Raw genomic sequence first — 15113 nt, 5'->3', positions numbered from 1 at the left:
CCTGCGAGCCTGTAGTCCTATGGCGCAACTTGTGACATGTCTCATCACAAGTACCGCAAAGCGGCCTAGCATCATCCCCAGCCTGTCTCAGAAACGGTTTGCGAGCACTGGAAGGGGTGCCCGGGACCGGGAGGCAAGGTGATCAATCCAATGAACCGATGGGGTCTCCCCAAAACGTCCAATCAAGAAAGGCAGGTTTTCCCATGCGTCAGTTTTCTTTGCGTACCGTCGTGATGGCCACTGCACTGGCGGCCGGCAGCATTGCCATGGTCGGCTGCACCACCACCAAGCCGGAAACCCAGTCCGCGCCGCGCGCTGATGCCACCACCGTCAATGCGCGCGCCAACGCCGCTCTGGAGCGGCTGTACCAGACGGCGCCAGGCTCCAAGGAAATGGTGGCCCGCTCCAAGGGCGTGCTGATCTTCCCCTCGGTGATCGGCGGCAGCTTCGTCATCGGTGTCGAGCATGGCCGCGGCGTGCTGCGCGTCGGCGGCCAGAACAAGGGCTACTACAGCACGACCGGCGCCTCGGTGGGCTGGCAGGCCGGTGGCCAGTCCAAGGCTGTGATCTATGTGTTCAACACCCAGGAAGCGCTGGACAAGTTCCTGGCCAGCGATGGCTGGTCCGTGGGCGCCGATGCCACGGTGGCCGCAGGCAAGGTGGGCGCCAATGGCAGCGTGGACACCACGACCGCCCAGGGCCCCGTGACCAGCTATGTGCTGACCAATGCGGGCCTGGAAGCCGGCGTGTCGCTGCAAGGCTCGAAGATCACCAAGGTGGTCGAGTGATCCAGGCCCTGAGGGGCCTTTGAACGAAACCGGCCTGCGGGCCGGTTTTTCTTTGTGCGGTCGTCTCAGTCGGCGCCAGCGGCGCCGTCTTCATTGGCGCTGCCCGGCGCAGCGGGCGGGAGCACGGCCTGCTCTATGCGTTCCAGGCGCCTTTCGATGCGCTCCACGGCTTCGGCGCTCATCTTGATGTCGTAGATGCTCACGGGCTCCTCGCATTCCAGCGCAGGGTCCGTCGCGGCCGACAGGCGGCCGAGCAGAGGAGCCTCGAACGTGGTCTGCAGCCGGGCCACGACTTCGGCGTTCATGGAACGGCCGGTGCGCTTGGCTGCCTCCTCGACGAGGTCCTTGAGTTCCTGCGGCAGGCGCAGCTTGTACTGAGGATCGGTCTGTTTCATCGCCGGCAATCATGGACCGGAAAGGTATTGACTGCAAGGGACCTGAAAGGTATTGTTGCTTCGGGACCAGCACGGTCCCGCGCAAGGGGAGCCATGAAGACAGTCAACCCATCGGGCCGCAGTCACCAAAAATCCTCACCACAGCACCAGGAGGTGCTGGCGGTCGATGCGCTGTGCCACATGGGCGCGGCCCTGGGCGTGCTGGAGCTGCATGCAGAGCGCGCCGGCTCGGCCATGGTGTGTGCCGCGCGTGATTTGCTGCGCGGCTACCACGCCAGCGCTGACCAGGCGGTGGCCAGCCTGCAGGCCGGCGACCGCGCGGCAGGCGTGCTGCCGCAGCTGTCGCAGGACCTGGGCTATGCCATCGAGGTCATCGACCGCGTGAACGACGATGCCCCGGACGACCTGGTGCTCTATGCCGTGACCTGCCTGCTCAGAAGCGCCAGGAGCTTTGCCGACGGCCAGCCGCATGAATCTGCCTGAACCGGCATGAACCGGCCTGAGCCAGCCTTTGGCGGCCTGAGGCTCAGATCTGGCCTTCGGTCAGCGTGTCGAGCTGGAAGCGGCCGGACTTGTCCCAGAGCCAGGTATCGGTATAGGTGATGCGGGCGGCGCCGGCCGGGGCGGGGAAGGGCGCGGCGGCGCGCACCAGGCGCTCGATCTCGCTCACCACTTCGGGGGCATGGGTGGGCGCGCGCATCCAGTGCAGGCGCTGGACCTGGCCGTTGCGGTCGATCTGCACCTGCAGCACGCCGATCGCGTAGAGCATGGGCGGCAGCTGGCCCTTGTAGATGCGCTCGGCATTGCGCGTGTACAGATGGTTGGCCGCCACCTTGCGGTACTGCAGCTGTGCGCTGGAGGTGGCCTCGTCGGGGCGCGGGCCGGGGCCGGGTGGCGACTTGCAGGCCGTGACCAGGGAGGCAATGGCGGCCATCAGTCCCGCCCACAGCCAGGGACGGCCGGAACGTGGCTTTTGCACGGAACTGTGCTGAGAGGAATCGGGGGAATCGGGCATGATTGCGAGCGTATCCTGAAACGCCGCGGCACCGGCAGTCGGAGCGCAAAACTCAAGTGCCGCAGCGGAAAATCCCGCAACAAATTCCAACGAAGCCCGCAGGCGCCACGACGGGCTGTCAGGTGCGCCCATGTGGAGTGACACGTTCAAGAAAGTCGAGCAGGGCCTTGCGCAGGGGCCGCTGTGCTGGGTCGAGGTGATGGAGTCGCGCGGCTCGGTGCCGCGCGAGCGCGGCGCCTGGATGGCCGTGTTTGCCGACCGCGTGGCCGGCACCATTGGCGGCGGGCACCTGGAGTTCGACGCCATCGACCGCGCGCGCAGCCTGCTGCGCGACGCGGCGCTTCAGGCCGGATTGCCCGGACAGCCTGGGCAGGCCGGTCCCGCCCTTGCCGAGCACCAGCACCGCTATCCGCTGGGCCCCAGCCTGGGCCAGTGCTGCGGCGGCGTGGTGATGCTGAGGTTCGTGCTGGTGCCCCAGGGCCGCATGGACATGCTGCGCGAGCGGCTGCAGCCGCCGCGCGATTGCGTGGCGCTGTTCGGCGCAGGCCACGTCGGCCATGCGCTGGTGCGCCTGCTGTGCAATCTTCCCTACCGCGTGATGTGGGTGGACAGCCGCGATTCGGTCTTCCCCGAGGAGGAGCACGAGCTCGTGCAGTGTGAATACTCCGATCCCGTGCAGTCCGCCGTGGCCGACCTGCCCACCGGCTCCCAGGTGCTGATCATGAGCTTCAGCCATGCCGAGGACCTGGAGGTGGTCGCCCAATGCCTGAGCCGCCAGCGCCAGCAAGGCGACCTGCCCTATGTGGGCCTGATCGGCAGCGCCACCAAATGGGCCACCTTCCGGCGCAGGCTGCGCGAGCGCGGCTTCAGCGATGCGGAGCTGGACCATGTGACCTGCCCCATCGGCGTGCCCGGCATCAAGGGCAAGGAGCCTGAGGTGATCGCGGTGGCCGTGGCGGCGCAGCTGCTGCAGCGGCGCAGCGCCGCGCCTGCGCAGAATCAGGGAAATCTCTAGTGAATTGATGTCGCGCAAGCCGGCTGGCTGTCGAAAAATTGCATACACTTTGTGTCTACGAAATGGTCGCAGCGGTGCACCGGCGGTATATCTACCGGGTGCGCGGCCTTTTTCTTCTGCTCAGAGCGCCCGCAGTGGTGAGCAGGTTGAACACCGGCGGCCCCCACGCTGCCAAGGTTGAGAGCTATGGAAAGCTACATTCTCGACTGGGCCAACCTGCTGTTGCGGTGGCTCCACGTCATTACGGCCATCGCCTGGGTCGGTTCCTCCTTCTATTTCGTCTTCCTCGACAGCAGCCTGACGCCGCCTGTCGATGACGACCTCAAGAAGCAGGGCGTCAGCGGCGAACTCTGGGCCGTGCACGGCGGTGGGTTCTACCACCCCGTCAAGTTCAATGTCTCCCCGCCCAAGCTGCCGGACCACCTGCACTGGTTCTACTGGGAAAGCTACACCACCTGGCTCAGCGGCTTTGCGCTGCTGACGGTGTCGTATCTGTGGAACGCCAAGATCTACCTCGTCAATCCGGCCGATCCCAACGCCATGGGCTCGGCTGCGGCCATTGCCTCGGCCCTGGCCTTCCTGGTCGTTTTCTGGCTGCTGTACGACGGCATCTGCCGCGTCTTCGGCCAGAAGAAGAACGGCGACGCCACGGTGGGCGCCATGGTGCTGGTGCTGGTGTGCATCGCGGCCTTCCTGGCCTGCCACATCTTCCCGGGCCAGGCCGCCTTCCTGCTGATGGGCGCCATGCTGGCGACCTCGATGAGCGCCAACGTGTTCTTCTGGATCATCCCCGGCCAGCGCACGGTGGTGAAGGCCCTGAAGGAAGGCCAGCCCGTGGACCCCATCCACGGCAAGCGCGGCAAGCAGCGCAGCGTGCACAACACGTACTTCACGCTGCCGGTGCTGTTCGCCATGCTGTCCAACCACTACGGTTGGCTGTACAGCCATGAGCTGAACTGGCTGGTGCTGATCCTGATGATGTTCGCGGGCGCTGCCATCCGCCAGTTCTTCGTGATGCGCCACGGCTTCAAGCTGGGCCGCAATGCCCATCCCTGGCCCTACGCCCTGGTCGGCGTGCTGGTGCTGATCGGCACGGCCGTCTGGCTCAAGCCTGCACCGGCGCCTGCCGCCGCCCCTGTGTCTGCGCCTGCCGCAGCCCCTGCAGCGGCTCCCGCCGCCGTGCAGGCGCCTGCTGGTGCCGAGCCCGCTGCGACGGCGGCGCCCGGTGCCGAAGCTGCTGCACCCATTGCGACCGCTGCTCCTGCTCCCGCCGCCGACGGCGCCGTGGGCTACGCCCAGATGGCGCCCTTCTTCCAGCAGCATTGCGTGGTCTGCCACGGTGCCGCCCTGCAGCAAAAGAATGTGCGCCTGGACTCGCCCGAGCAGGTCAAGGCCCACGCCCAGCAGATCTACCAGCAGGTGGTGCAACTGCGCAAGATGCCCTTTGGCAATCCGGGTGCCCTGAACGATGACGAGCGCAGCATGGTCAAGCGCTGGTACGAGTCTGGTGCATCGGTGAATTGATCGCTGGGCCGCGCCCAGACGCTGTCGGCGTTTGCTGTCAGCGTTCGGCGGCCAGCCACCAGCCCGCAGCCTCGCAAGAGCCTGCGGGCTTTCTGTTTCAGGCAGGCCAGGCCGTCGCGGTGCCGTGCAGGGCCGGGCGCCGCGCTTCATCGCGCGGCGTGTGCAGCGCGATGGCGCCGCGCCCCGGCAGGCTTTGCGCCTTGGCCTGCTGCTTGGCCAGGGCCGCGAGGTTGGCGATGTCCTCGGGTGCCAGCACGCTGCCCGGCGCGACGCGCACCACGCCGATGGACAGCGTGGTGCAGGCAAAGAATCGCCGGATGCCGTGGCGGTCCTCGGCCCAGATGCCTCCGGCCTCGCGCGCCTGGTCGTCGAACAGCTGGCGCGCCTCGCTGGCGAAGGCGCCCACAATGCCTTCGCAGCGCCGCTGCCAGTCCTCGCTTTGCAGCAGCAGCATGAAGTCGTCCCCGCCCACATGGCCCACGAAGTCGCGCCGCGCATCGCAGTGCGCCACGGCCAGCCGCGCCACCAGGCGGATCATCTGGTCGCCGCGCCAGTAGCCGTAGTGGTCGTTGAAGGGCTTGAAGTGGTTGAGGTCGGCGTAGCAGGCCACGAAGCCGGCGCCGCTGTCCAGCAGTCGCTGCATGTGCAGGCTGATGGGGATGTTGCCGGGCAGGAAGGTCAGCGGGTTGGCATGGCGCGCGGCCTCGATGCGGGCCTCGGTCACGCGGCGCACCAGCTGCTCGCCCGTGCCCAGGCCCACATAGCGGCCGTTGTCGGTGACGATGAAGCCGTCGCTCAGGTAGCGCTGGTCCTGCGAGGTCAGGATGCCCACGAGCTGGTCCACATCGCAATCGAGCTCCACGATGCGCGGCTGCACGTTGGCAAAGGCCAGGCAGGGCTTGCGCCCGTGCACCTCGCGGAAGTACAGCGTGGCGTAGTGGTTCATGAACTGCTGGCGGTTGATGAGCGCCAGCGGCCGGCCGGCCTCCACGACGGCAATGGCATGCAGCTGCTGCCCGGCCTGGAACAGCTCGGCCACCTCGTCGTTGCTGGCCGCAGGCATCACGCAGGGCGCCTGCATCACCATCAGGTTGCGCAGCACGCCCGGGCGGGCGCTGTGGCCCTGGTGGGGCAGCACGGCCACGCGCGGGTCCTGCGCCACGCTGCGCGCCTGCGTGCTGATCTGGGGCTGGGCGGTTTCGGCAGGGCGACCCAGCAGCCAGCCCTGGCCATACGGAATGCCCAGGTCGCGCAGGGTGCGCAGCTCATCCTCGGTCTCTATGCCTTCGGCGATCAGCGTGGTGCCGAAGACCTCGGCAATGCCCTTGATGGCCTGCAGCAGCTGCAGCGTGGCCGGGCGCTGCTCGATCTGGTGGATGAAGTATTTGTCGATCTTGACGAAGTCGGGCTTGGCCTCGGACCACAGGCGCAGGCTGGAGCGGCCGTCGCCAAAGTCATCCAGCGCCAGGCGCGCGCCCGTGGCATGCACGGCCTTCACGGCGGCGCAGACGGCGGGCATGTCGGTCACATGGTCGTGCTCGGTGATCTCCACCACCAGGGAGCGGGCCTGCACGCCGAAGATGCGCACCGTGTCCCCGACCATGCCGGGGCCGCAGACCCCCACGGCCTGCACCAGCGCCTGGGCGCTGAGGTTGATGAACAGCCGGCCCGGCGCACTCTGCCGGCCCCAGTCCTGCAGCGCCACGCAGACCGCCAGCAGCTCGAATTCCCGAAGAATGCCCTCGGCCGCCGCCCCTTTGAGCAGGGCATCGGGCGTGTGCAACGGCATGCCCCGGGGGCCGCGGATCAGCGCCTCATGCGCATAGATGCTGCCGCTGCGCAGATCGGCCAGCGGCTGGAAGACGCAGTACAGGCCGCCCGCGCGCATGAGCTGTGCCACGGGGCCTGCGCCGGACCGCACGGCGGCGGAGAGCACGGCCGCGGCAGCGGGCAGGCTGGCGAGCATCTGGGGATCGATCATGGGCTCAACTTTTCAGCTGGATACATTACGTTTCACTGGTGACATTCTTGTGACAAGTATGCCGCCTGCGGACCGGTGTGCTGGCGGCGGATTGACATGGCTCAAAACGCGGCGGGAGCAAAGCCGGCAAAGTTGCATGCATGTTCGCCCTGTCTTCCTTGCAAGCTTTCGCCTTCGCGCCGGGTTCCGCCCAGGTGTTGGCCGCGGGTACCTGGCTCAGGCTGCGTCGGCAGTCGCCGGATACGGTGATGTATCTGGAGCGCGGTCGCGTGCTCCTGGGCATAGGCCAGGGTGGGCAGATGCGCCACCAGCTCGGTGTCGTGGAGGGGCCGGCCTGGCTGGACGCCGCCTTTGTGCTGCAGCGGCGCGGCAGCAGCCTGGACATGCTGGCCGACAGCGATGTCCGCGTGCAGCAACTTCCCCAGACCGACTTCCTGAAGGCCGTCTCGCAGCTGCCGCCGCCCGCCCAGCAACTGCTGCAGGACATGGCCCAGGCCTACTGCGCGCAGACCGAGCTGGCGGTGAGCCGCCTGTCCAAGGACGCCGAGGCGCGCTGCGCCCAGTGGCTGCTGCGCCATGCCATGCCGCACGAGGCTGGCGGCCTGCGCGTGACGCTGCACCTGCGCAAGCGGCTGATCGCCGCCCAGCTCGGCATTGCGCCCGAGACCTTCTCGCGCGTGCTGCGCCAGTTGCGTGAGCACGGGCTCATCGCGGGCCGGGGCAATGTCATCGATCTGCCCAAGCCGGCGGCCCTCGAAGTGCTCGCAGTAGGCTGATTCCCACGCCGCTGACGGGTGCCGGCCTGCAAGCGCCGGGACTTGCGGGGCGGGGTATCCACTGGTTCGCGGGTTCCACCCAGTGGGACGGCTTTCGGGCCTGCATATATTGATGGCGTCATGTCACTGGACGCCCGCCGATCTCCCTTTTTCCAGGCACTGCTGGCATCCCAGGATGCTCCGCAGCTGCCGGATTCACCCTCGCGGCCGCGCGCGGCCACAGGCTGGGGCGCCATGCGCTGCACGGTGCTGGCGCTGGCCGCTGCGGCCGTGCTGCTGGCGGGCCTTGGCAGTGCCTGGTGGGTCTCGCACAACATGCGCCAGCAGACACTGGAGCGCGCCATGGCCCGGCAGGCCGACGAGGTCGATACCGTGGCGCGCATGCTGGCCGCGCGGCTGGAGCAGCAGCAGCGCCTGCTGTGGGTGCTGGCCCAGGGCATTGCAGACCAGGGCAGCGACCCGAGCCGGCTGATGGGCGAGATGCTGCGTGGAGACGCATCCGTGCGGCTGTTCGACACCCTGCAACTGGCCGACGCGCGTGGCCAGCTGCAACTCAGCCTGCGCGGCGGCCGTTCCGAGCCCCTGGCCGATCTGGACGAAGGCGTGCGCGACGTGATGCGGCGCAGCCTGGCCGATGGCCGGCCCGTGGTCTCCACCATGGTGCGCAAGGGGGCCGATCCCGGAATGATGGAGTTGCTGTACGCCGTGCCGCTGCGCACCGGCAACGGCACGGTCAGCGGCGTGCTGTCGGCCGGCGTGCGCATGTCCGCCCAGGCACTGCTGCCGCCCAGCATCGATCCCTCGCGCTCCGGCGGGCGCCTGCTGGTCATGCAGCGCGACGGGCAGATCCTGGCCCACTCCGACCCCTCGCGCTGGTCGGCGCGCGCCGAGGCCGAGCCCGGCCTGGGCGCGGACTGGCTGCAGGACCCCGCGGCCGGCGCAGTGCAGGTGGGCCCCGACACCCAGCGGCGCGCGGGCTACCTGGTGACGACAGCAGGCATGCCGCTGCCGCAGTGGCTGGTGGTCAGGATCACCCCCGAGGAAGCCATCGCACCCAGCTTGGCGCCGCGCGTGCTGTGGTGGCTGCTGGCCGCCGTGGCCGGTGTCGCTGGCCTGCTGGTCCTGCTGCTGATCCTGGTCACCGAACCCATGGCGGCCCTGCACCGCACTGCACGCCAATGGCTGGCGAGCCAGGGAAGACTCATGGCCGAGGAGCCCGATCCCGCGCCCGAGCCCGAGCCGGGCCATGCCGAGGAAGGCGGCTGGCGCATGCCCTGGACCCATGCCTGGGGCGAAGCCTCCACGCTGTGGCAGGCCCTGCATCGCCTGGGGCAGATGGGGCAGGAGCAGGCGCATGAGATTGGCCGGCTGCAATTGCAGCTGCAGACGCTGATGGATTACGCGCCCGTGGGCCTGGTGGTCACGCGGTCGGCGCATCTGGAGCTGGTGGGCCTGCAGGCCGCACGCATGCTCGGCTACCCGCCGCGCGAGCTGCAGGGGCAGGCGATACGCCAGCTGTGCGCCTCCGACGCGGCGCACATCCAATTGCTGGAGCGCGTGCGCAAGGACCTGGACATGTACGGCCAGTTCGACAGCGAGCAGTGCTTTGTCCGCAAGGACGGCCGCCCCATCTGGGTGCGCCTGCACGGCCAGAGCCTGCAGCGCCTGCAGCGCGGCCTGGAGCCGCGCGCCGTGGTGCCGGCAGACCCCACCCTGGTCTGGGTGGTCGAGGACGTGACCATGCAGCGACTGGTGCGCGAGCAGCCGGGCTGGAAGGCCATGCACGATCCGCTGACCCTGCTGCCCAATCGGGAGGCCTTTGCCATGCGCCTGCATGAGTGGCTGCAGGAATGCAGTGCCGCCCAGCGCCTGCCGGCCGAGGCGCTGCAGCAGGGTGAATCCGCCCTGCAGCAGAGCGACAACACCGCCGTCGCCACGGTCGAGGAGGCGCTAGAGGAAGAGGCGGAGGAGAAGACCGTCGGCCTGCAGCAGCATGGCGTGATCCTGTTCCTGGACCTGGACCACTTCGCCCACGTCAACCAGCAGGGCGGCCATGCGGCGGGCGACGAGGTGCTGTGCCACATGGCCCGGCTGATCGACAGCGTGGTCCGGCCGCTGGGCTGGGTGGCGCGCCTGGGCGGTGATGAATTCGCCGTGCTGCTGGCGGGCACCTCGGCGGAGCAGGGCATGCTGCTGGCGCAAAGCCTGTGCATGGCCGTGCAGGACTGGGAGGGCGCCCATGAGGGGCAGCGCTACCTGATGGGTGTCAGCGTCGGCATGGTGGTGCTCGATGCCCGCCAGCACACGGTCAGCAGCGCGCTGCGCTCGGCCGACATGGCCTGCTATGCGGCCAAGCGCAAGGGCCGCAACCGCGTCGAGGTGCTGGAGGCGGCATAGATGCAAAGCTGTCCTCTCATTCGAAGGACTCGCTGAAGCGCCGCAACCCCTCGGGATCGATCAATGTCAGCGACCCATAGGAGACACGGACTGCGCCGATGTCCTCCAGTTCGCCCAGGGCACGGTTGACGATCTGTCGCGACACGCCCGCCAGGCTGGCCAGTTCCTCCTGCGACATGCCCAGGTGGCGGTTCTCGGCGCCCGGATAGAGCCTGGCATCCGTCAGTTCGGAGATGCAGTGCGCCACGTGACGGCTGGAGTGGTGCAGGCGCGCATGCTCGCAGCGGCTGATGAACTGGCCCAGCCGTGCATTGACCTGGTCCAGCAGAAAACGGTTGAAGCCGAGGCTGTGCTCCAGCAGCCAGTGGAAGGTGGCGGCAGGCATCAGGGCCAACAGGGTGTCTTCGATCGCCGTGGCATCGAAAGGCCAGCCTTCACGCTTGAGCAGCGTGCCTTCGCCGAACCAGCAGCCCGGGGGGAAGGTGGCCAGCGTGGTGGTGCGTCCGGTGGGCGACAGGGCATGGATCTTGACCACGCCCCGGACGACGCCGGTCCAGTGGTCGGCCCGGCGCGCCTTCTGATACAGCGAGGTGCCGGCCGGTATCTCGCGCAGCAGCACTTCTCGCCGCAGCCTGAGCAGGTGTGCCTTGCTCAGGCTGGGCGCAAAGGGTGCCGACTTCAGGACATCGCTGATCGTGGGGAAGGGCTGCATGGCGGGCGATGTGATTTTTCAATGGAAGTTTGTTCTTTCATTGGTTCAATCGGCACTGTGCAAACCCTTATCTGTACTTTCCGACCGGCGTCCTTGACGCGTCAATCGTTGCGCGAGACCGGCTTGGGTCCGACCCGCCTGCCTGCGGGACCCGCGCTGAAATCGGTCAGAAAGGCTGCTTCCTGCGTCTGGCCCGTGCCAGGTTTGCTCCAGTCGCAGACCCCAGTCGGGAAAACGGCCGCAAGGCGTGCCTGCTGCGCGGCGCTGAAAGTGACGCCCGGATAGTCCTGGCTGGGGAAGGACAGAGGCTTGCGCTGGCACTGGTAGACGTCCTCGGCGCGGGGACCTCCAGCCACCTGGCGCGGCGACAACGTGGGCTTGAAGCTGCACGCCGGATCGTCAAGCGCCAGAGTCCGGCCCCCGTCGGCAAGGCAGACATCCTTCAGGTCAGCAGGCTTGTTGCGCACCACTTTCTGTGCCAGCGGGATAGCGGACGTATCGCTTTCGATTGCGGACAACCAGCGGTCCATCATGGCAAAGGACTGGTCGGCCATGGCCCGTGTGACCGGGCCTTGGGTTGCTCGGATCACATGATTGTCGTGGCCACCGTTGCCTGCATCCAGACGTGCGCGCTGCTGGAGGCTGCGCCAACTCATATGGATGTCTGCGCCCAACTCGGGCCGCAGGTCGATGATGGCCACCTGCGAGAGATTCTTCGCGTTGCTGTGCAGGCCGCTGCTGTAGATTCTGGGCAGCAGATCAGCCGGTGCCTGCTGGCGGCTGGCCACCGGAGCCGCCGTGCCTCCGGTCCAGTCCAGATCGGTGGTGTAGCTGCCAATGCCTTCGTTGAGAAGCACGAAGTCCTCGGCGCCAATGGCTCCCGACTGCAGTGCCTTGAGTCCGTATTGCACGCCTACGTTGTCGTAGGGCATGACAGGTTTGATGTTGCCATCGGCGTCGCGCGCCGTACCGTAGACCGCCACCAACATGTCGTGGATGGAGCAGCGCACGCCCTGGGGCCGGGTTTGCGGGTCGTAGGTGATGGCTGCCGGAAAGCCTGGGCCGCAATTGATTGGCAGCCTGGGATTTTGCGGTGTGATGAAGGTGGCTGTCCAGGCGCTGCAATAGGCGGCTGGATGGCCATTGATGGCAGCCCTGGCGGCGTCGGGCAGCGCCTTGCCTGCTGCTGTGCCGTAGTAGTTCGTCAGAAGGCCACAGTCCCGCGTCTCTATCCAGGTGGACGCGGCATCCGGATAGCTATAACCCGTCTGCAGCCCCTGCAGCAGCCCCGGCATGGCCGATGAGATCACCGTCTGCATCATGGAGCCACCGGAGCTTCCGTCGCCCATGGTGTAGCGCACTTCGCCATAGTTTTCGATCAGGTGCTCCTTGATGCGCATCATGCTCTCGGCGGCCAGCAACTCGTTGTTGTTGTGCAAGTGATTGGTCAGCATGGCCTTCACCACCATGTGGCCCGCTGCGAGCGCATTGGCGTCGAACAGCACGCTGCCGGTGGCCTGGTCGAGGGCGTTGACCGCAGGCTCCTGGAAGCGGTTGCCCGAGGCTGAGGCGCCGAACTTCCACAGCAGCTTGCCGTTCCAGCCTTTTTGCGGAGCCCAGGGCGCCCATGGCTGGGCGGGGTCGTAGTAGGCCAGGATCTGGTAGGTGCCGCGGCCCATCACGCCGGTTTCCACGCGCAGCAGGTGCTTGACGGTATCGCCACGGTCATTGGTGAAGTCGGCAATCTCGCTGTCGGCAGGCCGTTGCGACGGGTCGAAGGCCAGGTGGCAGGGGGCGGTGCCCGTGGTCCCTGGTGTGCAGGCGCTGCCCTGCCTGGACTTGGGCATGTAGTAGTAGGTGTATTGGGTCCTGGTATTGCAAAGGGCATCCACCGGATCGGTGTCGAGCCCGCTGACGCGCGTGGTCACGGTCGCCGACAGCGCCGTGCCCGGCACGGAAACAGTGGCCTGTGCGCCATTGCGCGTGGCGCAGATCCAGGGTTGGGTCTGCGGGCCGGCGAAGATGGAGTCGCCTCGGCCGTGGTTGGTGATGTCCAGGCGTGCCCGCGCACTCCCTGCGGCCGTGGCGGCGAGGGTATTGGCGCCCACCCGCAATCCGTCGATCCGGCCCAGGATGCGGCCATTGGCGCGCTGGGCGAATTGCGCGGTGACATCGGCTCCGTTCAATTCCACCTTCAGTGCACCGGCGGGAATGCCCTTGGGCAGCAGTATTTCGAGGTAGGCATTGCCATCGCTGATCATGTCGGCCCGGTTGGAAAGGCTGAGGATCTCGATGGGCTGCGGGCCGGCATCGCCGCTGCTGCCGCAGGCCGTCAGCAGCGTGGCGAGCACGGCGGCCATCGCCATGCCCGAACGAGGGGCTGTCTGTGTCATGGGTCTTGTCTCCTGCATCCACTTCTTCTTGAAGCGATTTCATTGAAGCACGCTAACAAATGGAAGTCTGTATAGGTTTTGACAATGCATGGATGGTCCCGTGCCATGGAACTGGCGCGCATATTGCATGCGCTGCGCTCACAAGTGTTTAACGCCCCCTGCCCAGGCCATTCTTGGTGCTTGTATCTAGCTGGCCGGGGCCAGGGCTGGGTTACCCTGCGGGCTTTTCATGATCTGCATGGCGGCTCCCCGCGCCGTGCCTCTTTGGTGATTGCTTCGCTACATGCGCGACCAGGCCCTGTTCGACAAGATTGATCTGCACCTGATACGGGTGCTGCACACGGTGCTGACCGAGCGCAGCGTCTCGCGTGCCGCATTGCGCCTGGGCATGCACCAGCCGGCGGTGTCCGCTGCGCTCAAGCGCCTGCGCGACCTGGCCGGCGATTCGCTGCTGGTGCGCTCGGGCGCGCACATGCAGCCCACCGAGGCCGGGCTGCGCATGGTGCAGCCGGCGGCCGACATCCTGCGCGCGGCCGAGGGCCTGTTCAGCGATGCACGGCATTTCGATCCCCGCACCTCCACGCGCACCTTCCGCATCGCCGCCAGCGACTACCTGGACCCGCTGTTCCTGCCGCGCCTGGTGGCCCATCTCAAGACCGAGGCGCCCGGCTGCCCCGTGGACATCCTGGCCCTCAACGGCGACGCGCACTACGAGGTGCAGCTGGCCCAGGGCGATGTGGACGTGGTGATCGGCAACTGGCCCGAGCCGCCGCAGGGCCTGCACATGGCCAGCCTGTTCGAGGACGAGGTGGTCTGCCTGGTCAGCCCCCAGCACCCGGCCGTGCGCCGCGGCTGGGACGTGGCCCAGTGGCTGGAGGCCGAGCACATCGCGCCCACGCCCACCTACCCGGGTGCGCGCGGCGTGATCGACGACCAGCTGTCCCGCATGGGCCTGCAGCGCCAGGTGGCGGCGCGCTGCGCGCATTTCAGCCTGATCCCCGACATCGTGGCCACCAGCTTGCTGGTGCTGACCACGGGGCGGCTGTTCTGCGAGCGCTTCAGCCAGCGCCTGCCCCTGGTGATCCTGCCCTGCCCGGTGGAGTTTGCGCCGCTGGTGTACTACCAGCTGTGGCACGCCCGCACGCACATGGGCGCCTCCACGCGCTGGCTGCGCGACGCCGTGCGGCATGTGGCCCTGATGTCCCGTGCCCGCTAGGCGATGGCGGCAGGAACCGCCTTTCTGGTGGACAAAGTGGTGGTCGATATGAGGGCCGCCAAGGCGGTTTCAAGGACTTGTGTTCCAGTTTGTTGCAGAAATTGAAAGACAATCCCAGCCATGAATCCCCCCGATACAGTCCCCCTGCCAGCCGCAGCGCCGCCCCGGCTGCAGCTGACAGGCATCACCAAGCGCTATCCGGCGGTGGTGGCCAACAACGGTATTTCGCTGACCGTGGGCGCCGGCGAAGTGCATGCCATCCTGGGTGAGAACGGTGCCGGCAAGTCCACGCTGATGAAGATCATCTACGGCGCCGTCAAGCCCGACGAGGGCCGCATCGAGGTCGATGGCAAGCCGGTCCACATCCGCAACCCGCAGGAGGCGCGCCAGCTGGGCATCGCCATGGTGTTCCAGCATTTCAGCCTGTTCGACACGCTGTCCGTGGCCGAGAACGTCTGGCTGGGCCTGGACAAGAGCCTGCCGCTGGCCGAGGTGGTGAAGCGCATCGAGTCCACGGCGCATGACTACGGGCTGGAGGTCGATCCCCACCGCCCCGTGCACACGCTGAGCGTGGGCGAGATGCAGCGCGTGGAAATCATCCGCGCCCTGCTCACGCACCCGCGCGTGCTCATTCTTGACGAGCCCACCTCGGTGCTCACGCCGCAGGCGGTGGAGAAGCTCTTCGTCGTGCTGCGCCGCCTGGCGTCCGAGGGCTGCTCCATCCTCTACATCAGCCACAAGCTGCACGAGATCCGTTCGCTGTGCACGGCCTGTACCGTGCTGCGCGGCGGGCAGGTGACCGGCGTGTGCAACCCGGCCGTGGAGAGCAATGCCTCGCTGTCGCGGCTGATGATCGGCTCGGAGCCGCCCGAGCTCACGCACCGCGAATCCCAGGTCGGCG

Annotated in this window: 13 protein-coding genes; 8 read left to right on the top strand and 5 right to left on the bottom strand. The window is 67.5% G+C overall.

What is annotated here, in order from left to right; all coding sequences use genetic code 11:
* Window positions 1-203 precede the first annotated feature (203 nt).
* Window positions 204-788, top strand: a complete 585-nt coding sequence (locus JHD82_RS08920) for a YSC84-related protein (protein ID WP_012204046.1) — start codon at window positions 204-206, stop codon at window positions 786-788.
* A 65-nt stretch (window positions 789-853) separates the two neighbouring features.
* Here the strand turns inward: JHD82_RS08920 and JHD82_RS08915 are convergent, their stop codons facing one another.
* On the bottom strand, window positions 854-1183 hold the full coding sequence (locus JHD82_RS08915; protein WP_199136069.1) for an Arc family DNA-binding protein: 330 nt from the start codon (window positions 1181-1183) through the stop codon (window positions 854-856).
* Window positions 1184-1276: 93 nt separating this feature from the next.
* Between JHD82_RS08915 and JHD82_RS08910 the strand changes: the two genes are divergently transcribed.
* Window positions 1277-1666: a hypothetical protein gene (locus JHD82_RS08910; protein ID WP_199136068.1), complete on the top strand. Its 390-nt coding sequence runs from the start codon at window positions 1277-1279 to the stop codon at window positions 1664-1666.
* 43 nt (window positions 1667-1709) lie between these two features.
* Here JHD82_RS08910 and JHD82_RS08905 read toward each other — a convergent pair whose 3' ends face one another.
* Window positions 1710-2198, bottom strand: a complete 489-nt coding sequence (locus JHD82_RS08905; protein WP_199136067.1) for a hypothetical protein — start codon at window positions 2196-2198, stop codon at window positions 1710-1712.
* Window positions 2199-2328: 130 nt separating this feature from the next.
* On the opposite strand from JHD82_RS08905, the gene xdhC reads away from it, so the two are divergent.
* Window positions 2329-3213 (top strand): xanthine dehydrogenase accessory protein XdhC, encoded by an 885-nt coding sequence (xdhC, locus tag JHD82_RS08900; protein WP_199136066.1) that lies wholly within the window; start codon window positions 2329-2331, stop codon window positions 3211-3213.
* A gap of 186 nt (window positions 3214-3399) precedes the next feature.
* Window positions 3400-4737, top strand: coding sequence for a urate hydroxylase PuuD (locus JHD82_RS08895; protein ID WP_199136065.1), 1338 nt, complete (start codon window positions 3400-3402; stop codon window positions 4735-4737).
* A 97-nt stretch (window positions 4738-4834) separates the two neighbouring features.
* On the opposite strand, the gene JHD82_RS08890 is transcribed toward JHD82_RS08895, so the two are convergent.
* Window positions 4835-6718, bottom strand: a complete 1884-nt coding sequence (locus JHD82_RS08890) for a phosphodiesterase (protein WP_199136063.1) — start codon at window positions 6716-6718, stop codon at window positions 4835-4837.
* Between the two features lie 140 nt (window positions 6719-6858).
* Between JHD82_RS08890 and JHD82_RS08885 the strand changes: the two genes are divergently transcribed.
* On the top strand, window positions 6859-7494 hold the full coding sequence (locus JHD82_RS08885) for a Crp/Fnr family transcriptional regulator (RefSeq protein ID WP_043781147.1): 636 nt from the start codon (window positions 6859-6861) through the stop codon (window positions 7492-7494).
* 120 nt (window positions 7495-7614) lie between these two features.
* A complete protein-coding gene (locus JHD82_RS08880) occupies window positions 7615-9891 on the top strand; it encodes a diguanylate cyclase domain-containing protein (protein WP_199136061.1) in 2277 nt (758 codons plus the stop codon).
* Between the two features lie 16 nt (window positions 9892-9907).
* Here the strand turns inward: JHD82_RS08880 and JHD82_RS08875 are convergent, their stop codons facing one another.
* Both JHD82_RS08875 and JHD82_RS08870 read right to left on the bottom strand, forming a co-directional pair.
* A complete protein-coding gene (locus tag JHD82_RS08875) occupies window positions 9908-10603 on the bottom strand; it encodes a Crp/Fnr family transcriptional regulator (protein ID WP_012204055.1) in 696 nt (231 codons plus the stop codon).
* Between the two features lie 101 nt (window positions 10604-10704).
* On the bottom strand, window positions 10705-12996 hold the full coding sequence (locus tag JHD82_RS08870; protein ID WP_199136059.1) for a DUF6351 family protein: 2292 nt from the start codon (window positions 12994-12996) through the stop codon (window positions 10705-10707).
* 283 nt (window positions 12997-13279) lie between these two features.
* Here JHD82_RS08870 and JHD82_RS08865 point away from each other — a divergent pair, with 283 nt between their 5' ends.
* Together JHD82_RS08865 and JHD82_RS08860 are read left to right on the top strand one after the other, a co-directional pair.
* Window positions 13280-14212 (top strand): LysR family transcriptional regulator, encoded by a 933-nt coding sequence (locus JHD82_RS08865; protein WP_012204057.1) that lies wholly within the window; start codon window positions 13280-13282, stop codon window positions 14210-14212.
* Between the two features lie 120 nt (window positions 14213-14332).
* On the top strand, window positions 14333-15113 hold a 781-nt coding region (locus tag JHD82_RS08860; RefSeq protein WP_199136057.1), incomplete at its 3' end, for an ATP-binding cassette domain-containing protein.

Origin of the sequence: Delftia sp. ASV31 (assembly GCF_016428765.1) — a bacterium.
Classification (GTDB): Bacteria; Pseudomonadota; Gammaproteobacteria; order Burkholderiales; family Burkholderiaceae_C; genus Comamonas; species Comamonas acidovorans.
This window is presented reverse-complemented; position numbering and strand designations above follow the sequence as displayed.